Genomic DNA, 20,086 nt, shown 5'->3' on the forward strand with positions numbered 1-20,086 from the left:
TTGAACAAAGATTATGAACACCTTCCGCAGACCTCAGAGACTCTGATCTATCTGGCGATGATCCGGATTATGGTGAGGCGATTGGCGTAAAATCTGACTTGCCATAACTTTTCAAACATCCTCTAAGTTCAGACCAGATCTTAGGTGAAACTGTTGTATATGCAGATTGTGCAGGGGTTCAATCTGCGTATGAATTAAGTGCAGTCACAGTTCTATTTCAAATTGTTTTTATTTTCTAGCACAGTAATAGAACTAGAAATTTTCGTTGGTTTAGATTTAATTTTTCACGTTCATTTTATCTAAAATTCTGCTTCAACTCTAGTGATATATGGCTTTAGACAGAGGCAGAATTTACAGATTGCGTAGTTAACAAGTTATATGAGGTTGACTACGCAAACTTATGATGCCATAGTAAGGAAAGTTTAGAGTTTATAGTGTCTCCAGCCGACCATCCCCCGTTTTCTTTTTAACAAAGAGGGAACCGCGTCGGAAAATTGCCTCCTGACAAAAGGATCTGGAGTCGCACAATAAGCTCATAGAGACATGAGAATTTCAGGGGGTCATCTGCTCTCTTTGACGAATTTAGAAGGTTGTCATGAGTGCATTGAAAATTGGCGATCGCCAACTCAACAGCGATCAAATTGTTTCAGCATTAGTCCAATACAAGCTCTTAGAGCCTTTAGTTGGACAAGTTTTACTAGACGGCGCGATCGAGCAAGTCCCGCTATCAGAGCAAGAACTATTTTCGGCTTTGGGCGGCGACGTTAATGCAGAGATGCCAAATCTACAAGAATTTGTAGGTCAATGGTGTCAGCAGATGGAGATTACGCCTGTTTATTTTAAGGGTGTGATATTGCGAGAATTGCGGGTGCAAAAGTTTAAACAAACTTATTTTGCAAATCAAATCGAGGCTGAGTTTATTCGGCTCAAGCCAGAGTTTGATCAGGTAGAGTTTAGCTTGCTGCAATTGATTGATTTGCCTTTGGCGCAAGAGCTCTATTTTCATCTGCGAGATGATGGAGCCGAGTTTGAAATGCTGGCTCGTCAGTATGGTCAGGGACGACCTGGAGGCAGGTTAGGTCCGATGGCAATGTCGGAACTGCCACCCGAAGTGGCGAATCTATTTCGGGGTGGACAAACTGCGGTTTGTGCGCCCATTAAGATCGGTGAGGTTTTTTGGATCGTGCGGCTAGAAAAGTTGATTGCGGCTCGTTTAACTGAGGCAGTACGCGCTAGTTTAATGACTCGTTTATACGATCGCTGGCTCAATGCTCAAGTCAATACGTTGATGTCGCAACCCGGTGGCATTCAGATGCAATCAGAAGCAGTATAAAAAGTATCTCCAAAAGAAGTAATGACGCAAGTTGATATCCAAGTTCGCTCGTTCCTTCCCGTTTTCTATGAAACGTGGCTCTATCGATCGCTACCCGAACATTTACAAGAAGCGATCGTATGTAAACTCCGTCTCTGTTCCTTCAATCCTGGAGATGTGATTTACCCTGATCAGGAGTTGCCGTCGGATATTCATTGTGTTGTGCAAGGACAGGTACGCGTTTTAGGACCGACATCGCATCAAAGCCCAACTTTAGCGGTGTCGGGTAAAGGTTCGGTTATTGGCTGGGATAGTTTGTTGAGGCGGGTTGCAGTCGGTACAGTGCGGGCAGCTTTGCCGACTTCTCTGCCCACCTCTGAGGCTGGACAGTCAATTCTAACGTTGGCATTGTCTGCGGATGAATTTGAGCCGTTGGCGTTGAAGTATTTAATGCCTGCGATCGCTCGGCAAGTGAGCCTGATTGAATTATTTGACACTCTCTCTGCTTTTTTGTCGGCAATGCCCAGTTACTTTTCGGGCGTTAATCTTAAAGACGTAGTGCGATATATTCAACAGGAAGAATTAGCATCGGTACACCACTGGTATCCGTCTAAAACAAAGCCTGTGGCGCTGTTGCTGCAATTGTCAGATGAGCGAGTTTGGCTGGTCAGTGGAGGTGCATTACTCAATACGCCAGTCGGTACGCCCGTTAATTTGCCGCAGCAGTTGCGTCAAGTGCAACCTTCACCTTTTCCGGTGCGCTTGCTAGGAATTGATCGAAACTTTCTAGCATCGGCAATTCTAAAGGGTGCAATTCCCCGATCGATCGAATCATCAATCGAATCATCGATTGATTTACGCTTGTTGCCGGGTGCCGCTGTTGAGACTGCGCCAGTAGGCTTGCTCACCCAAGATCGTAAGCCCCAAAGTTACCCAGTTCGGCGATCGCCCTCCCCTAATCTCACGGAAGATGTGGTGGCTTGTTTCGACATGGTTTGTCAGTTTCTCAAATTGCCTTACCGTCCTGATTCAATGCGGCGACAGTTGGGGCAGCGATCGCTAGAAGAATTTGATCCACTAGATTTGTGTGTTCGCATTGCTCAGGCGATTGGTTTAGATGCCAGGATTGTCCACTTTACCCCTTCGCCAGGTGGACTCAATCGCTTGAGCGCCCCGGCAATTGTGCCTTGCCGGGGTCTTTTAACTGTCCTGTATGAGGCAACTTCCAAGACCGCCGTTGTCGGTTCGCCTCGTTCAGGACTGCTACGGGTATCGCCTGCCGAACTGGCGTCGCGGCTAGACTCAGACAAAGGCTCCTGCCGCGCTGTTATTTTAGAGCGCCAACCCCAAACTCCGATTAAACATTTTGGCTTCAGTTGGTTTCTTCCGCTATTAGCCGCACAACGGGGAATTCTAGTTCAGGTCTTATTGGCTTCAGCATTTGTGCAGGTGCTTGGGCTAGCGAACCCGCTGTTAGTACAGCAGGTCATTGATAAAGTTATTGTTAATGCGAATCAGGGCGCGATGCCGACCTTTGGTTTGTTAATGGTAGCGTTTGCCTTACTAGAAGGCATATTGACAATTCTACGAACTTATTTATTTGCCAATACAACGTTGCGACTAGATTTACGACTGGGAACCGAAGTCATCCGTCATTTGTTGCACTTGCCCCTCGGCTTCTTTGAAAAGCGCCCTGTAGGTGAGTTATCAGCCAGGCTAGCAGAGCTAGAAAAGATTCGGCAGTTCTTAACAGGAACGGCACTGACGGCTGTGTTAGACGTAATCTTTTCCACCATGTACGTGGCAGTGATGTTCCTATACAGCGTGCCGCTAACGGTTTGTGTACTGCTGATGCTTCCGGTCATCATGATTTCTACAGTGCTGGTGGCAACGATTCAACGACGGCTGATTCGAGTCAGAGCAGATCATGGCTCGAAGGTGCAATCTTACTTAATTGAAGCCTTGGGTGGAATGTTTACGGTCAAGGCTCAGAACATGGAAGGATTGGTAGAAGCAACGTGGCGCGATCGCTATGTTAAATACCTCACCAGCGGTTTTACCGCCTCAAACATCACTACAATTTTTGGCTCATTTAGCCAATTTTTGAACACTCTTAGCGGTTTTCTCGTATTGTGGATTGGTGCAGGATTGGTCATTGAAGGCAAACTCACACTGGGCGGATTGATTGCCTTTCGCATCTTGTCTGGTTCAGTTACAGGCCCCTTCACTCGTCTCTCTCGCCTTTGGCAGCAGGTTCAGGAAGCCTCATTATCAATGGAGCTACTGGCAGATATTGTCGAAAGCCCAATGGAGGCAGATCCTCAGCGAGACGATGCCCATGTCCGAATGCCTGCCATTGAGGGTCGAGTTCAGTGTCAGGATCTTTGTTTTGGTTTCAAGCCAGGGCAACAGCAACTCTCGAATGTGAGTTTAGAAATTCCAGCGGGTGCCTTTGTCGGGGTGGTCGGACAAAGCGGTTCAGGAAAAAGTACGTTGGTAAAACTTTTACCGCGTTTGTATACGCCTCAATCCGGCAATATTTTGATTGATGGATTCGATATTAGCAAAGTTAAATTGAGTTCCCTACGGCGGCAGATTGGCTACGTGCCTCAAGATTCTGTGCTGTTTGAGGGTAGTATTCGAGACAACATCACTCTGTTCTCAGAATTTGAAGATGACGATGTAATTGCAGCAGCAAAAGTAGCCAACGCCCATGACTTTATTATGCAATTACCAGAGGGCTATAACACTCCGGTGGGCGAACGCGGCGGTCTATTGTCGGGTGGGCAACGTCAGCGAATTGCCATTGCACGGGTTGTGGCTAGCAATCCACGCCTGTTAATTTTTGATGAGGCGACCAGTGCTTTAGACTATGAAACAGAACGCCAAGTTTGTGCCCAATTAAGAAGTTATTTCCGCGATCGCACCGTGTTCTTTATTACCCACCGTCTTAATACTGTTGCAGGTGCAGATTGGATTATTTATATGCAATCTGGTGTCGTTATCGAGCAAGGTACTCACGCAGATTTAATGACGAATCGGCAGCTTTACTATAGCTTGTTTAGTCAAGCATCTCGTTAGTTGCACTGATCATTCTGCTGATTATTCCATTCAGCATCACCTTGAAGGAGGAATACTATGAGCCCCAAGATTTCATCATTCAATCCTCTGCGCGTTCTTCAAAACCACCACGAGTCGATCGTTAAACAAATAGAAGAGGAGGCGAATGGAGGCGCGTTAAGTCTTCCTCAGCCTGCTGTTTGGGTAGAACGCATTACCCAGATCATGCTGCTAGGCATAACGGCAACGGGCATTTGGTCGGTTGTAGCACGGGTAGATGTGGTGGTGGCAGCCAGAGGCAAGCTAGAGCCAATTTCTCAAACTCAGGTTGTGCAGTCGCGGGTTGGCGGAGTTGTGACTTCGGTGATGGTACGCGAAGGAGAAACGGTCAAAAAAGGACAGTTGTTAATGCAACTTGATAAAACCCCGCTCTATGATCAATTAGAAACTTTGTCAGAGCAGCGAGGACAGATGATCCAAGAAGTGGCGGCGCTGCGAATGGCACGACAAGGTGAATTTGCGACAGCGACGGGTGAACTTCCTCCAGAACTGAAAAATCAAATTCAAGAGCGATCGCTCCTCGTGTCACAACTCTCTGGTAACCCTGCTGGGTTAGCTCCTGATCAACAGCAACGATATGCCCTGTTTCAGCAGCAGTTAAACAATCAGCTATCGATTAACCAACTGCAAACTTCTAATCTAAACGCCCAAATTGCTGCAACCAATTCCCAGGCAACTCAGACCGAGTACCAACTTCAGGTTGAGCAGGGATTGCTAGATAAGTTGCAGCCGCTTGCCGAATCAGGGGCGATCGCTCGAGCAGATGTTATGAAGCGAGTTGTGGATGTTAGTGCGTTGCAAAGCCAAATTAACCAGGCTAATCTCCAGAAAAGCCAACTACAGCTTAGCCAGCAACAAGCCCAAGTTGAAACCCAAAGGGTTCAAGCAACTGCCTACCAGGATGTCCAACAACAGTTGGCATCGTTAGACACTCAGGTTGATACCACTGTTAAAACCAACGAGCGTCAACTGCTGCAAATCTCAGCACAGCTTAAACAAATTCAACATGACCTGGAAAGTCAAGACTTACGTGCTCCAGTCAATGGCATAGTAGTTAATTTAGTGCATAAGTTACCCGGTGTCGTTGCCCAACCTGCACAGGTTTTGCTCCAAGTCGTGCCTAGCGAATCTCTGATTGCTCGCATTCAAGTTGCCAACGCCGATATTGCTAATTTGCAAGAAGGAATGACAGTGGATGTTCGTATTGATGCTTACCCTTTTACTGAGTTTGGAGCAGTTAAGGGAACAGTAACAAAAATCAGTCGAGAAGCATTACCTGCTAGTCAACAAACTCCAGGACAAACAGTTTTCCCGATTGAGGTGAAACTAAAAACACAGTCTTTAGAACGTCAAGGAAAACCGCTTTCATTGGTGCCCGGAATGACAGTTGGAGCCAATATAAAAGTGCGTTCCCGTGCACCCATTAGCTATGTGGCAGACGAGTTGATTAAGGCTTGGGATAGTTTGCGATCGACTCGTTAACTATTTAATCATCCATAATCATCTCTCTCAGAACACCCCTAGAATACTGATATCCTATGTTGAGCCAAGCTTCAGAAAGAACTATGCACCGCGTCCGGTGGGTGCTTGCCCTCGGATGGCTAGTGTTAATTGCTTCACTGTTTTACGATCCTTTCACACCTTTATTAACTGAGCCAAGCAACCTCAGCAGTCCTTTTCATCTCGATCTCACCAGTTGTATTAAAATCCGAGAAAACTGCATTGTCCAAAAACCCTATTCCCTCAGTGTCTTAATTTGGTGGGCAATGATTGTGCCTGCGGGTATTTTGATTTTAATGACTCTAGGTCATGAGTTTTGGCGACGAATCTGCCCGTTATCTTTTTTCTCGCAAATTCCTCGGGCTTTGGGCATCCAACGAAAACGTAAAGTTGTTGATCCAGTGACTCGCGACGTTCGATATGAGTTGGTTACTGTGGGTGAACATTCTTGGTTAGGAGAAAATCATCTTTACGTACAGTTCGGATTATTCATACTAGGTTTAGGCATACGAATCTTATTTGTAAATGGCGATCGCACTGCCCTGGCTTATTTCCTTATCGGAACAATCTTCTCTGCTGTAATCATTGGTTATCTCTACGCTGGAAAAAGCTGGTGCAACTACTTCTGCCCCATGGCTCCGGTTCAGATGATTTATACGGGCCCACGCGCCTTACTAGGTAGTAAAGCTCACGTTGCACCCGGCATTACTCAATCCATGTGTCGCACTGTAGATAGCACTGGACAAGAAAAAAGCGCCTGTGTGGGTTGCAAAGTCGCTTGCATTGATATTGATGCAGAAAAATCCTATTGGCAGGAGTTGCAACTGCCAGGACGGCGACTCGTACAGTATGGATATCTAGGAATGGTCATTGGGTTTTACCTTTACTATTTCCTTTATGCAGGCAACTGGGATTATTATTTCACTGGCGCTTGGACTCACGAAGAAGCTCTGCTCACACGAATATTCGATCCAGGATTTTATATCCATGGACATGCGATCGCCATTCCCAAAGCGATCGCGGTTTATCTCACCTACGGCGTTCTTGTCGCCATTACCTTCAGCCTAGGGTTAACGCTCGAGAAACTCTATCGTCAACATGCTCGGTGGCGTGGACGAGCAGTTTCCGCAGAACAAGCACAACATTTTTCCTTTACCGTATTCACTGTCGTCTCCTTCTGGGCGTTCTTCTCCTATGGAGCACGTCCATCCCTAAATCGATTACCCACAACGTTCGTGCTGGCGTTCAATGCATTGGTTGTTCTGATTGGTGCAATCTGGATGTTTCAAACCTTAGGACGCACCCGTGAGCAATACGAACGGGAAAGTATGGCAAATAGTTTGCGCAAGCAACTCCAGCGGCTTCAGCTTGATCCAGCACTGTTAAAGGGGCGATCGCTTGAAACTCTCTCTCCCGATGAACTTGACCTGCTGGTAAAAATTCTTCCCGGACTTTCTCACCATTTGCGCGTACAAACTTACACAGGCGTTCTGCAAGAGCTAATCGAACAAGGTGTAACCCATGCTTCTCGAAGCTTCGATTTTTGTGAAAAGCTGCGACAAGAACTTCAGTTGGGAGAAGCAGATCATTTGGCAGCAATAGAGGCGATCGGAAAAACCAGTCCTGAAGTTTTAATAGCCCCCCGCTGGCAATCATTTGCTTCTTACCTACACGATGCTGAAACTCTTGCCCGGACGATTGTTAGACCTGTAAAAAAACGGTCTATACGCAAGAAACAACGACTATAGCGCTATGGCAAACTGACCTTTAATCTCAATACCATCATGTTGAAACTGAAATCTGTTAACTTCAACCACCAACTATTTCAAGACTATACCTTAGAACCTGCCGATGAACGCGAGTGGATTATTGGTAGAGATCCGCGCTGTCAGATTGTGTTAACGACGCTAGATGTAAGCCGTACCCATGGACGCATTTCTTATGAAGATGATGTTTATTACTTTGAAAACATTAGTCAACATGGCACGACTCTAAATAGCACCGAGCTTTTACCTAGTGAAAGGAAGCCTCTCCACAAAGGAGACTTACTGGTTTTAGGAGAGACTTATTTACAGATCGAAGAACTAACGGCACTGACTTCGTTAGACCTTGCCTCGCATCAACCATTAAAGATGGCTTCAGAATGGCAGGGCGATCTACAGGTGCGTTGCTGTCGCATCATTGATGAAACAGCAGATGTTAAGACCTTTTGTTTTACAGCTGAGCCAGCCACTCTATTTCACTACAAACCTGGACAATTCGTGAATTTGGAAGTGGAAATTGATGGAAAACCTGTTGTACGTCCCTATTCTATTTCATCCTCGCCTACACGCCCTCATCATCTTGCTGTCACCATCAAGCGACTGCCTCGTCTGCGCAATGATCTTCCCCCTGGATTAGTCTCTAACTGGATGCACGATCGCTTGCAAGTAGGCGATCGCATCAAGCTTCGGGGCGCACCGATGGGCAACTTTACCTGCCTGCCTGCACCACCCAAAATTCTCCTGGCATCCGCAGGCAGCGGCATTACGCCCATGATGAGCATGGCAAGGTGGGTTCAAGATACTCTGGCTCCCTGCGATATTATTTTCTTGCATAGCGCTCGGACACCCGAAGATATTATCTTTCGCCGCGAGCTAGAGGTTATGGCAGCCCAAATCCCTAACTTCCGGTTAGCATTCACTGTCAGCAGACCTTCTGCTCAGTCCAATTGGACAGGGCTGACAGGACGCATTTCAAACATGATGCTGCAAATGGTTGTACCCGATTTAAGCGATCGCGCTGTCTACGTTTGTGGTTCTAAGGACTGGATGCAAAACATTAAATCTATCCTGACGGCGTTAGACTTCCCGATGTCTTCTTACCAAGAAGAAAGCTTTGGTGGATATCGCCCTGCTTCTGCCAGCAATACCACACAGCTAAAAACAGAAACAGGTCTTGAGGATACATTTATAGGCAATAAAGGAACGACCGAGAGTAACGGCAACGGACATCAGTTATCCCGCGTGGCGATCGCTCAACCTATCGCGGTAGATACTGCTGAGATCAGCTTTAGTCAATCAGGTGTGAACGTTCTAGCAGACGGTGAGCTTTCCATTCTCGAACTTGCCGAACAAGAGGGCATTAGCATTCCCAATGCCTGCCGAGCAGGAGGCTGTGGCGCTTGCAAAGTGCGAACTCAAGGTCGCGTTCGCTATGCCACAGCACCCACTGCCCTGACTGCTGCCGACCGAGAGGCAGGGCACGCTTTAGCCTGTGTTGCACATCCGGTCGGTTCGTTGGTAGTGGATGCGTAGCTCGTAAAAACCCAGATCTAAAAACAGGAGAGAATTCATGAGACAGGTTTATTTAACAGTTGCAACGACTGCTGCCAGTCTACTCATTGGCTTAGGTGAAGGGGCAATAAGCTTAGATCTACAAACCATTAGTTTTGACCATGCTCCTAGACTAAATCGCGTGGCGATCGCCAATCAGAAAGCCTACTTCACAGTCACCATCCCCGAAAACGCCGGAGAAGAACTAGCAAAACTCAGCTTTAGTGACCTTACCCCAGAAGGAAGTCGCCTGCCCTTCAACTTAGAGAAAACTCAAGTATTTTTAGGGACACGCGCTACCGGACAGAGCGTTGAATTAAGCGATGCCTGGGTGGATGAAATTGGTGTAGTCTGGGTCGAATTCGCTCCCACATTGGCACCTGGCACTACTTTTACAGTTGTTTTAGAAGTAGGAGAAAACGCGCCATCTGGCGAACGAGAGTATGGCATTGCAGCTTATCCAGAGCCAGAAAACTCTGTTCCTGCTTTTGTAGGAGATGGAACATTAGTATTTGAGTAGACTGTATTTTTCACTCTGTTGAGAACAATCTATTCCTGTACTAGATCTAATTTTTTTCACTCCGAAATAACGTCCCATCAATTCATGAATGAATTCAAAATAAATAGTAAATTAAATTTGAATTCATGAGAAATGATTGTTATAATGTCGGGGGTAGGATGACCTACAGCAGTTAAGCTTTTCTAGCAGATTGAGAACCTTCATTCGTACCGCCGTTCCTTAACGGTTGCCTCTGTAATGTACGTTGAATGAGATCTATGGGCGATCGCTCTGCTAGATCCTAAAGTATTTATTCACCTGAAAGTTTTAGTTCATTAGCTTGTCTCAAGGCTTTGCCCTGAGAGTATAGATGAACATTAGCAACTGCTATTCCTCCACGTGTGTTCTTCTGTATCACGAGTCATTAATTATTTAGTTCCAGTTCGTTCTTTTCACAATTACTAGGAGAAACCATGGAAGCCTTAGAAACAAAGCCTCTTGATACCCATCTAGATAATCACAATCACAATTCTGTCGGTGCAACCGATATCCTCAGCCCTGTTGACTCTAATTCCACTGCAAATAGCTCGATCGGTTCATCCATTCAAGAGACTGAATTAGGTCAGTCCTTAAATGCTGCCCTAGGTGAGCCTGCTGCCCCTACCGCCCCTGTTGCGCCCGTCGTGGTGACTGAACCTGAGCCACAAGTTGCTGCCCAAGAGGCTCAAGCCCTAGATCAGGAACAAGCTCCTAGTGAGGCTCAAGCACCTACTGCTAACACGCCCGTTGGCGATTCCCTTGAGTCCTCTGCCGATCCATCTGTTGCTAACTCATTGCGACTAATGACAACAGAATCTCCGACAGAAGCACTTGCCGATGTTATTCCTGGCTTAGATCCCACAACAACTGCACCCCAACCCGCTGATTCAGATTTACAGGGATTTAGTGTCGATAATGCACCTGCTGTGACCGACGATCATGATCACGGTAATCCGGGTACTGCGCCACAGTTCCACATTTCCCTAGACGATGTATCTTCGGCAAAAGGCGTTAACGCTGACGCAACTCGCCAAGTTAGAGATCTAACTCGCAGGTTTGGCGCTAAAGGCGATCTACTTGATCCAGGCGCAGGTAACAACACCGTGATTGGCGCAGGTGGCAATGATCTCATCTTTGGTAACGGCGCTGGACTAAACACCATCACCACAGGCGGTGGCTCTGATACGATTGTGTTGGGCGATGAAACCACTAACCGGATTTTTGACTTCAATCCAGACCGCGATCGCTTTGTTCTAGCCGATGGTTTAGATATGAGCAACATCGTTATCGCCCAAGGTAAAAACCCTGGTAAAGGTGGACTCAACCAGCCTCTAGACAGCGTTACCAACACCTTGATTATCGACAAGTCTGACGGGCATATTTTAGCCTCGCTCGCCTTTGTCAACTCAGATACCATCAACGAGAGTAACTTCTTTAGAGTCAGTTCTACTGCGCTTGATGCTGCCAAAAATTCCCAGTTTTCCAATACTCAAGAAGGGAGCGGGCAACTGACTGGAGGTCAAGGACGCGACAAACTAGTAGGTGGTGAAGGCGATGATTTCTTGGCTCCTGGTGATGATACGTTCAAATTCCGTACAGCCCGATCTGGCGAAGAATTTCCTTTTGCTACCGACAGCCCTGGCAGCACTCGGCTCAATCTTGACCTTAAAGGCGGCGTGTTGCGCGTTAACGGAACTTACAAAAACTTTGATGGCGCACCTCTCTTTAGCCAAGGAGAAACGACTATTGACCCAACCGCTGTGATTCTTAACGGTGCCCAGGCTCAGCCGTTCCTGGATGGCTTCCTGAGAGTTCCTGAAGACGTGGAGGGCAACCAAATCACTGGAACGCACTTACACTTTAGCCCGGCAGGAGATGTGCGGGGCAACTTTGCTGATGCTACGGTAGTTCGGTATTTTAACAATACGTCCACGAGCGCGAAAGCTGGAACAATCACAGGTGAGTTTGAGTTAACGCCCCAAGAACAAGCAGCGTTACTGGGTGGACTCTTCTATGTCAACACTCATACCAACGTAGATTTGGATGGAGATGGCAAAGGTGGGTTCTTGACTGGAGAGAATCGAACGAACTTCAATAAAAACGTTGTGCGATCTGCTTAATCAGCCTTGTTGATCATCGGAGGGCGAGGCAATTAGATATTGATTTCAGAGATTTTTGAAAAAAAATATATCAAACGCTTCTCCCTTCGGTTAACGAAATCTTGAAAATCATGGAGACAACTCAATGTTAGATGCGATCGCAGCAGTCGATAACCTCGGCATGGAAGACTCAGCATTAGCCGCTGATGTTTCCGTCACAAGTTTAGATACGAATGCAGCATTGACTGAATCACAAGGCTCTTCTATACAAAGCGCTGACTTCGATCAGTCTCTAATGGATATGCTGTCTAGCCTTGATGCCCTTGGCAATGACACAAACCCATCCTTACGCATCGTTTCCGGTCAGTCCTTAGAAGACGCGTTGGCAGATGCAATACCGGGCTTAGATCCGACGACCATAACGCCACCCGATCCATTCGCTGAAGAAGGTTCTTTATCCAGCCTTGAGGCTCCAGTTGATGTTACGAACCCATCGCTGCAAGTCGTTTCAGGTCAGTCTTTGGAAGACGCATTGGCAGACGCAATACCGGGCTTAGATTCCACGACCGTAACGCCACCTGCTCCGTTAGCTCAAGACTCGAGTTTGAGCATCGCTGAAGATGCGAGTTTGAACCCGTTCATGATGGCTGCCCTCAGTGAGTTAGATAATGCAGAGTCTATCGGTGAAGCGTTTCAAGCGGTCAGTGATGGCTTTGAAGGACTGAGCGATAGTTTTGAACAGTTGGCAGCATCGTTCCTAGCACAAGATAGTAACGTTGACACTGCGGCGATCGACGCTAGTAGTGATGATGCCAGTGCTGACCTTGAGGCGAATAATGTCGCAATTGATGACGGGGAAAATGCTGCCAACGCCAACTTTGATGCTGACTCAGTAGAAACCAAAAACGTGAGTAATGACGATGATAATACCGATTCTGATACCCGTTTTGATACCGATTCTAATCTCGATTCTAGCAGCCATTCTCATGACGGTTCTCACGACCATTCTGACAAGGTGGCGATCGCTAATGATGCTGATGACATTAACGCTGATTTTGGCATCAGTAACCTAATCAGTAATGATGATGACATCACTCTAGGAACAGACTTTGATTTAGATTTTGATGCTCTGAAAGTGAATGTTGGTCAAATAAGTCGGGGTTTGCAGTTCTTGGTGCAGCAACTTGAAGCAGCTTTTGAAGGTGATGATTCATCGTTGACAGCAGCATCGACTTTTAATTCTTCACGCTAAGGGAGTTGCGTGAAAATGAAACCCCAATGGGATGCATTGACTTATCAGCCCCCTAAATCCCCCATTCTGGGGGACTTCCGAACCTGTCAAAGTCCCCCATTCTGGGGGATTTAGGGGGCGGTTCGGGGCGTTATTTAATTGCAACTCCCTAACCAGCCAAACAGCGACTTATCTGGTGCGCCAATCTCCTCAACCGAAGTGTAAAAGCAGCTTTCCCAGCCTATCTCTGGCAAGCCTGCAAATAACATCAGGTTGAGGGGATATTTTTCGCTATCGGTACACCGTCGAAAATCATCTCGAAACAAAAAGATTGCCTTGTTGAGCGCGATCGCCACACCCAACTCCACCATTACGCCTTCATCAGGAGGCGTGCCATTCACAATGGCGAAAATTCCATCACAGTTCTTCACATCATTCAAATCTGCTTGCGCCACCTGATACGCCCATCCTGGCTGCGAAAGATCAACCTGGTTATTGCGCTCAAACGGTTCCCAAACCTCAGCCCCCAAGCTTTCTAGCGATCGCACAATAGGCGGTAACAGCAGTGCCTTTTGTTGAGCCGAGAAACCGTAGGGGCTAGCCAAGTAGATAATTTTGCGAGTCATGTCTGTCTCGGTGCGACTGAAAGGTACTAGCGGTATCATCAGTCTAATATCATCAGGCAACTTAATTTATCAGGCAAGCTGGGACAGGTTATGGTGCAACTAAAATCTTGGCAGTGGCTAGTATTGATCAGCCCGATCGCCATCCTCGTTAGTTTCTTGCTGATTGCCGCAGGATTACAAATCCATGAGTGGGGCATTAATTGGATTTGGGGCTTAGTGCCGCTGTTGCTGTTGGGCTGGCGTTGGCTGTTGGTCAACTGGACACAGCCCGAAATTCGCCAGGTCGAAGCCGCGATCGCAGAGGTTAATCAAGAACTTAAGTCTTCAGCATCTTCCGGTGGAACGGGGGAGGGAAGGACAGGGGCACAAGCGGCAATCGTGCTTCAAGAACTTTTGTTGGCGGCACAAAGCGATCGCCCAATTTGGGAAGACTGGCAAACTTTCTGGAAACGTTGTCAAGATCTGGTAAGCGCGATCGCCCACATCCACCATCCTGAAGTTAAATATCCCCTTCTTAACATCTATGTGCCGCAAGCCTACGGACTGATTCGAGGAACAGTCGATGACATGGATCAATGGATGCAAAAGTTATCGCCCGTACTCAGTCAATTAACCGTTGGTCAAGCCTACCAAGGCTACGAAGTTTACCGCAAGTTAGAACCCTCGGCACGCAAACTGGGACAAGTTTGGGATTGGGCGCAGTGGGTCTTAAACCCTGTTGTGGCAGTTGCAAAACGCGCCAGTCAGCCTTCCAGCAATCAGGCAAACCAGCAGCTATTGTTCAACCTCAGCCAACTTTTGCGAGAAGCGGCTTTGCGCAATTTATGTCAGCAAGCGATCGCCCTCTACGGCGGCAGCGCTCTCCCCGATTCTTTCGGAACCGCAACAGACCCCGCCATTCCCCTCGCTAAAACTCAAACCCTACGCGACATTCTTTCCCAAGCCCAGCCCGCCGAAGTCGTTGCACAAAAGCCCCTGAATATCTTGCTAGTCGGACGTACCGGAGCCGGAAAAAGCAGCCTGATCAACACACTGTTTCAAGCCGATCGGGTTCAGCCACGATCGGCTCAACCTCAACAAGTGCAAGCCGAGCCGATCGCAGTAGATGTATTGCCTAGCACCGACCAAATTCAAAGCTATCAGTGGCAAGCAGAGGGTGAAACGTTAATCCTTTGGGACACGCCAGGTTACGAACAAGTTAACCGCAGTGATTTTCGAGAACAGGTACTGGACTTTGGCACAAAAGCCGATCTCCTCCTCCTGGTCACACCTGCCCTTGATCCAGCGCTGCAAATGGATGTCGATTTTCTGAAGGAAATGCAGGATTTAGAATTGCCGACTCTGGCGATCGTTTCTCAGGTCGATCGCCTTCGTCCCGTGCGGGAGTGGGAGCCGCCCTATGATTGGCAATGGGGCGATCGACCTAAGGAAATCGCGATTCGGGAAGCGGTTGAATATCGGGCACAGCTTTTAGGTGAGTTTTGCGATCGCGTGTTACCGATTGTGATGGGTGATTCTTCGGCAGGTGGTTCTGGGCGAATGGCTTGGGGTATAGAGGCGTTGTCATTGGCACTGCTAGAAGCGATCGCCCCAGCGAAACAACTCCGCCTCGCCCATTTTCTGCGCAACTTAGATGCCCGAACGATCGCGGCAGCAAAAATCATCGATCGCTACACGTTGCAAATGACAACGACTCAAGGGCTAACAATGTTTCTTAAAAGTCCTGTCCTGCAATTCATTTCTACCCTATCTACCGGAACGCCAGCCCTGGCGTATGTGTTGGCACAAAAGATTCCCGTCGAGGAGTTACCCGTGGTCATTGGCAAACTTCAGATGGCATACGATCTGTTTTTGCTACTTAACCCTAAAGGCAATCCTTTAAACTTCGATTTGCGATCGCTCTGGTCATTATTAATAGACAATTCTGCTCCCGCCGATCGTGCTGCTAGTGCATTGGGTCATGCGCTAGTAGAGTACTGGACGCAGGACTTAACAATGGAGCAATTGCAGGAACGGTTCAATTATTATTTGACGCAACCAGCATGATCGCCCCTTTCTATCAAACAGAAGACCTTTTTACGGTGTCACTAAATCAAAATCCGGTTCCCCTGCCCTCGCAGGGAAGGGGTTAGGGGTTAGGTTTCGATAACGCAGCGCGCGCGACCTCTCCCCCAACCCCTCTCCTGAAGGAAAGGGGCTTTGAGCAGATTCATATTCTCATTCAGCAATGCCCCCGTACCGTTTGCCAGTGGCAAGTACATGAGTGTCTTGGTGAGATAAGGCAGAGCATCACGGGCTACCGTCTGTCTATGGCGTAGCTCCTGCAATGCGATCGCAACCTGGCGCAATGACAATGTCACCACTCAACTTTCTAATTGCGCTCTCTACAATGCCAGTGTGACCCAACACGCTGCCATTGTCACTCGACCTCATGGCAGTGTGACTCGACACGAAGCGATCGCAACCTCACACAATGGCGATCGCACAGCCTTTCCTTTAAGAATTGGGCATTGCCCAATAAAGGTGATGAGGGAAAATCATACTTAGATTCAGCAACGCCTTTTCTTCAACCCTATCTTCGTTTCCCTCATCTTTGTTTATCCTATTGGTTAGACCATTACACGATCGCCATTAGATTCATGTCACATAGTAAATGGGCAACCATCCAACGGCAAAAAGCCAAGACAGATGCAGGCAAAGGAGCAACTTCGGCAAAAATGTCACGGGCAATTATCATCGCAGCGCGCGCAGGCGTACCTGACCCGTCTGCCAATTTTCAGCTTCGGACTGCCATCGATCAGGCAAAGGCGGCGGGTGTTCCTAAGGAAAATATCGAACGGGCGATCGCCAAAGGGGCAGGCACCTTTGGCGGCGAAGATGCCCTGGAATCCATCCGCTATGAGGGCTACGGAGCAGGCGGCGTGGCAGTCATTGTCGAAGCGCTGACCGATAACCGCAATCGCACCGCCGGAGATTTGAGGTCTGCATTCAGCAAACGGGGTGGGAACATGGGCGAAACAGGCTGTGTAAGCTGGATGTTTGACCAAAAAGGCGTAGTGACCATCAAGGCACATCCCCCTGCAAGCAAAAAGGAACGGGCAGTAATAAATGAAGAAGCTCTACTAGAAGCGGCACTAGAAGGCGGTGCAGAGACGTATGAACTCCTTGAAGTTGAGGAAGATATTCCCGGTGCAGAAATTTTCACCGAACCGACTAACCTGGAGCAGCTTGTCCAGAGCCTTAAAGAACAAGGTTATCTTGTGGAACAAGCTGAAATTCGCTGGATTCCTAACAACAGCGTTGAGGTAACCGACGCAGAACAAGCGCGATCGCTCCTACGGATGATGGAGGTTCTGCAAGAACTAGACGATGTGCAAAGCGTCACTGCCAACTTTGAAATGGCGGATGAGCTGCTGACCAGTTTGGTTTGAGGAATATTCTCAAAACGCCTTCAGAATGCCTCGCTTGAAAGTCCGCTAGAATCGCGGCACAATAAAACTAGCAGCTTAACGTTTCTTCAAAATCCCCAATGGTTCTGGCTCAGCATTCCTCCATTTCTTCCTCCGCGCAGCAGGTTACTTATGATGTGGCGATCGCTGGAGCCGGGATTGCAGGGCTAACCCTCGCCTGTGCCCTGAAAGACTCAGGACTTCGCATTGCCCTCATCGAAACCAAGCCCCGTACCGCTGGATTGCAGCAGCAGCGGGCATATCACCTTTCGCTGATGACCGAGCGCATCTTCACAGGTCTGGGCATTTGGCAACATATTTTGCCCCACATCACCACCTTTCGCCAAATTAGCCTCGCCGATGCCGACTATCCTGCCGTCGTAGACCTGCGCCCCGAAGACTTAGGCACCCAAAATTTGGGCTATGTGGGAGAACACCGAGTCTTGGTGCAGGCATTGCTAGATGCTCTGGAATCCAGTGAATCGGTCACCTGGATTTGCCCTGCGGAAGTGATAGAAGTGGAATATGGAACAGATGCCGCAGTGGTGACGATCGCCCTAGATGGAGAACAACAGCAGATTCGGACAAAGCTGATGGTAGCCGCAGATGGAGGGCGATCGCCCTTGCGCCAACAAGCAGGCATCAAAACCCACGGCTGGCAGTACTGGCAATCCTGCGTCACGGCAGTGATTCGTCCTGAAGCCTCCCACGGCAACATTGCCCGCGAACACTTTTGGTCGAGCGGCCCCTTTGCAACGCTGCCCCTGCCTAATAACCGCTGTCAAATTGTCCTGACGGCTCCCCACGATGAGGCACGGCAATGGGCAACTGGCACCGAAGCCGACTTTTTAGCCGAACTCAATCGTCGTTATCAGGGGCAGTTGGGCAAGTTGGAGCTATTGAGCGATCGCCTCCTATTTCCTGTGCAATTGATGCAGAGCGATCGATACATTAGCCCCCGCCTTGCCCTGGTCGGCGATGCGGCTCACTGCTGTCATCCGGTGGGGGGACAAGGCTTAAACTTAGGCATTCGAGATGTGGCGGCACTCGCCCAAGTGCTGCAAACGGCTCACCGCCAAGGCAAAGATCTCGGTAGCCTGCCCGTCCTGCGACATTACGAACGGTGGCGAAAACTAGAAAACCTGATGATTTTAGGATTTACTGATTTTCTCGATCGCAGTTTCTCTAGCAGTTGGCTACCGATCGTTATTGTGCGCCGTTTAGGACTGCGAGTGATGAAAGTAATACGTCCGCTTAAGTTTGTGGCACTACGGATGATGACTGGCACAGGTGGACGTAAACCCGACTTAGGAAGTTGCGTGAAAATAAAACCTCAGTAAGATGCACTAACTTTCCAGCCCCCTAAATCCCCTATTTTGGGGGACTTCCGAGCCTTTCAAAGTCCCCCAAAATTGGGGGATTTAGGGGGCGGAGCGGGACGTTATTTTATTGCTCCTCCCTATCTCCGATCCTTAACTTGCTTCTTGACTCTGCAAATGAGGCAGCCGCACAACATAGCGGTAGCCTTCTTCGCTTGAACCTTTGATGGTGATGTTTCCCCCATGCAGTTCTGCTAAATGGCTGCTCAACAGCAATCCTAAGCCTTGCCGAGACACGTCCGGTTGCTTCGACTCTTCAGTAGTTTTATAAGATTCAGAATACGTTAAATATTCTTCGGGCAAGTCATTAACATTCCAAGTCGCTGAGGATGCTGATGAAAATTCATTGAGATCCGAATCTGCACCCACTAAGGCAAGGCGGTTCGTTGACTGGGGTGAATAGTCAGTGGGTAAACCATCGCCCAGCCAAGGATGGGAAATCCAAATGGTAAGGCTGAGGTCGGCTTGCTTGCGCGAAACGTGAATGCGAATAGTTCCTCCTGCATTAGAGGTTTGAATGATGCCAAACACCAGATGATAAATTAGCTGCCGAACTTTACCTTTATCGAGGAGCCAAATTCGCTGTCCGGGTTCTATGGTGAGTCTAATTTGCTGTTCGCGGCGTTGGGCAGACTGGGCGAGGGTGCCGATCGCCTGCTGGCAGAGCATTTCAATGTCAACAGGCATTAAGTTAAGGGCGCGATCGCTATCGTCTAACGCACCCAAATCGACAATCTCATTAACCAACGACAGCAAATACTGTCCGCTGTTGTGAATAATTCCAATATATTCCTGCTGTTTGTCGGTGAGGGTGCCATAGATACCTTGGCTTAAAACGCTGCCCATGCCCAGGATTGAGGTCAGCGGCGTGCAAAGCTCTTGGGTCATTTGAGAAATCAGACTAGCTTTGATAGAGACAGGAGCAGGTTCATTTGTGAGGGAGGGCTGAGGGGTACGTTTAATTAAGCGATCGCGCTCAAACTCACTCATGCTCCAACGCGCCATGAGTTGCAAAAAGTCAATGTCCTTCCGGGTAAAGCTGCGGGGTTCTAGTTCCATGATTGCCAGGGTGCCAACACAGACCCCGTCGGAAGTCATGATGGGCACTCCTAGATAAGCTCGAACGCCATAATGTTGAACGAGGGCAGTCGTGGCAAAAGTAGGATGTTTGGAGGCATCGGCGATCGCCAAGACTTGCTGAGTTTCTACAACTTGGGCACAGAAAGACTCGGTGCGATCGATCTGCCTCGTCGAAGCCAAGCTGTTCATCAGCCCCAACCGCGATAAACCCACGGCAGATTTGTACCATAAGCGATGGCGATCGAGCACGCCCAACACGCAAATAGAAGCCTCAAGGAAATGTGCTGCGGTTTGAGTGGCTTCCTCAAATACAGGCACACTCTCAGTTTCGAGCAAACCCAATGCTGTCAAAGTTTGCAACCGCGCCTGTTCTAAGTCTGCCATGTGCTCAAGGCGACCAGATAATCCATTCTCAGGACTGATCATCACAACCCCTTC

16 protein-coding genes are annotated in these 20,086 nt (G+C 48.3%); 13 read left to right on the plus strand and 3 right to left on the minus strand.

All coding sequences use genetic code 11. From position 1 onward, the window contains the following. From KME11_20150 to KME11_20190, 9 genes are all read left to right on the plus strand, one after another. Positions 1-90 (plus strand): transposase (locus tag KME11_20150; GenBank protein MBW4517523.1); only part of this gene is annotated, 90 nt, incomplete at its 5' end. A 505-nt stretch (positions 91-595) separates the two neighbouring features. Beyond that, complete coding sequence (locus KME11_20155) at positions 596-1,333, plus strand: peptidyl-prolyl cis-trans isomerase (GenBank protein ID MBW4517524.1); 738 nt, start codon at positions 596-598, stop codon at positions 1,331-1,333. Between the two features lie 21 nt (positions 1,334-1,354). Then, a complete protein-coding gene (locus KME11_20160) occupies positions 1,355-4,393 on the plus strand; it encodes a peptidase domain-containing ABC transporter (GenBank protein MBW4517525.1) in 3,039 nt (1,012 codons plus the stop codon). A gap of 57 nt (positions 4,394-4,450) precedes the next feature. Beyond that, a complete protein-coding gene (locus KME11_20165; GenBank protein ID MBW4517526.1) occupies positions 4,451-5,914 on the plus strand; it encodes an HlyD family secretion protein in 1,464 nt (487 codons plus the stop codon). Positions 5,915-5,970: 56 nt separating this feature from the next. After that, on the plus strand, positions 5,971-7,680 hold the full coding sequence (locus KME11_20170; protein ID MBW4517527.1) for a hypothetical protein: 1,710 nt from the start codon (positions 5,971-5,973) through the stop codon (positions 7,678-7,680). Between the two features lie 36 nt (positions 7,681-7,716). Further along, positions 7,717-9,228, plus strand: coding sequence for an FHA domain-containing protein (locus KME11_20175; GenBank protein MBW4517528.1), 1,512 nt, complete (start codon positions 7,717-7,719; stop codon positions 9,226-9,228). Positions 9,229-9,265: 37 nt separating this feature from the next. Then, positions 9,266-9,766 carry a DUF2808 domain-containing protein gene (locus KME11_20180; protein MBW4517529.1) on the plus strand — a complete coding sequence of 167 codons (501 nt, stop codon included), beginning with the start codon at positions 9,266-9,268 and terminating at the stop codon, positions 9,764-9,766. 452 nt (positions 9,767-10,218) lie between these two features. Next, complete coding sequence (locus KME11_20185; GenBank protein MBW4517530.1) at positions 10,219-11,904, plus strand: CHRD domain-containing protein; 1,686 nt, start codon at positions 10,219-10,221, stop codon at positions 11,902-11,904. A 124-nt stretch (positions 11,905-12,028) separates the two neighbouring features. After that, on the plus strand, positions 12,029-13,135 hold the full coding sequence (locus KME11_20190; GenBank protein ID MBW4517531.1) for a hypothetical protein: 1,107 nt from the start codon (positions 12,029-12,031) through the stop codon (positions 13,133-13,135). Between the two features lie 134 nt (positions 13,136-13,269). Here the strand turns inward: KME11_20190 and KME11_20195 are convergent, their stop codons facing one another. Next, the gene (locus KME11_20195; protein MBW4517532.1) at positions 13,270-13,740 is read right to left on the minus strand and encodes a nucleoside 2-deoxyribosyltransferase; all 471 of its coding nucleotides are present in this window, start codon (positions 13,738-13,740) and stop codon (positions 13,270-13,272) included. A 90-nt stretch (positions 13,741-13,830) separates the two neighbouring features. Between KME11_20195 and KME11_20200 the strand changes: the two genes are divergently transcribed. Continuing rightward, complete coding sequence (locus KME11_20200) at positions 13,831-15,786, plus strand: 50S ribosome-binding GTPase (GenBank protein ID MBW4517533.1); 1,956 nt, start codon at positions 13,831-13,833, stop codon at positions 15,784-15,786. Between the two features lie 89 nt (positions 15,787-15,875). Here KME11_20200 and KME11_20205 read toward each other — a convergent pair whose 3' ends face one another. Then, positions 15,876-16,103 carry a hypothetical protein gene (locus tag KME11_20205; protein MBW4517534.1) on the minus strand — a complete coding sequence of 76 codons (228 nt, stop codon included), beginning with the start codon at positions 16,101-16,103 and terminating at the stop codon, positions 15,876-15,878. A 34-nt stretch (positions 16,104-16,137) separates the two neighbouring features. Between KME11_20205 and KME11_20210 the strand changes: the two genes are divergently transcribed. The 3 genes from KME11_20210 (at position 16,138) to KME11_20220 (ending at position 18,529) form a co-directional block, all read left to right on the plus strand. Further along, entirely contained in the window at positions 16,138-16,287 is a 150-nt protein-coding gene (locus KME11_20210; GenBank protein MBW4517535.1) for a hypothetical protein, read from the plus strand. A gap of 92 nt (positions 16,288-16,379) precedes the next feature. Then, positions 16,380-17,171, plus strand: a complete 792-nt coding sequence (locus KME11_20215; protein ID MBW4517536.1) for a YebC/PmpR family DNA-binding transcriptional regulator — start codon at positions 16,380-16,382, stop codon at positions 17,169-17,171. Between the two features lie 98 nt (positions 17,172-17,269). Further along, positions 17,270-18,529, plus strand: a complete 1,260-nt coding sequence (locus tag KME11_20220; GenBank protein MBW4517537.1) for an FAD-dependent hydroxylase — start codon at positions 17,270-17,272, stop codon at positions 18,527-18,529. 132 nt (positions 18,530-18,661) lie between these two features. Here KME11_20220 and KME11_20225 read toward each other — a convergent pair whose 3' ends face one another. Continuing rightward, the gene (locus tag KME11_20225) at positions 18,662-20,074 is read right to left on the minus strand and encodes a HAMP domain-containing histidine kinase (protein MBW4517538.1); all 1,413 of its coding nucleotides are present in this window, start codon (positions 20,072-20,074) and stop codon (positions 18,662-18,664) included. Positions 20,075-20,086 lie beyond the last annotated feature (12 nt).

This window comes from Timaviella obliquedivisa GSE-PSE-MK23-08B (genome assembly GCA_019358855.1).
Taxonomy (GTDB): Bacteria; Cyanobacteriota; Cyanobacteriia; order Elainellales; family Elainellaceae; genus Timaviella; species Timaviella obliquedivisa.

Bases quoted from the DNA above. Each gene is read 5' to 3' on its own strand.
- KME11_20190 (MBW4517531.1), top strand. From the start codon at position 12,029: ATGTTAGATGCGATCGCAGCAGTCGATAACCTCGGCATGGAAGACTCA.
- KME11_20185 (MBW4517530.1), top strand. From the start codon at position 10,219: ATGGAAGCCTTAGAAACAAAGCCTCTTGATACCCATCTAGATAATCAC.
- KME11_20200 (MBW4517533.1), top strand. From the start codon at position 13,831: ATGGTGCAACTAAAATCTTGGCAGTGGCTAGTATTGATCAGCCCGATC.
- KME11_20165 (MBW4517526.1), top strand. From the start codon at position 4,451: ATGAGCCCCAAGATTTCATCATTCAATCCTCTGCGCGTTCTTCAAAAC.
- KME11_20225 (MBW4517538.1), bottom strand. From the start codon at position 20,074: ATGATCAGTCCTGAGAATGGATTATCTGGTCGCCTTGAGCACATGGCA.
- KME11_20195 (MBW4517532.1), bottom strand. From the start codon at position 13,740: ATGACTCGCAAAATTATCTACTTGGCTAGCCCCTACGGTTTCTCGGCT.
- KME11_20175 (MBW4517528.1), top strand. From the start codon at position 7,717: ATGTTGAAACTGAAATCTGTTAACTTCAACCACCAACTATTTCAAGAC.
- KME11_20220 (MBW4517537.1), top strand. From the start codon at position 17,270: ATGGTTCTGGCTCAGCATTCCTCCATTTCTTCCTCCGCGCAGCAGGTT.
- KME11_20170 (MBW4517527.1), top strand. From the start codon at position 5,971: ATGTTGAGCCAAGCTTCAGAAAGAACTATGCACCGCGTCCGGTGGGTG.
- KME11_20180 (MBW4517529.1), top strand. From the start codon at position 9,266: ATGAGACAGGTTTATTTAACAGTTGCAACGACTGCTGCCAGTCTACTC.
- KME11_20160 (MBW4517525.1), top strand. From the start codon at position 1,355: ATGACGCAAGTTGATATCCAAGTTCGCTCGTTCCTTCCCGTTTTCTAT.
- KME11_20155 (MBW4517524.1), top strand. From the start codon at position 596: ATGAGTGCATTGAAAATTGGCGATCGCCAACTCAACAGCGATCAAATT.
- KME11_20215 (MBW4517536.1), top strand. From the start codon at position 16,380: ATGTCACATAGTAAATGGGCAACCATCCAACGGCAAAAAGCCAAGACA.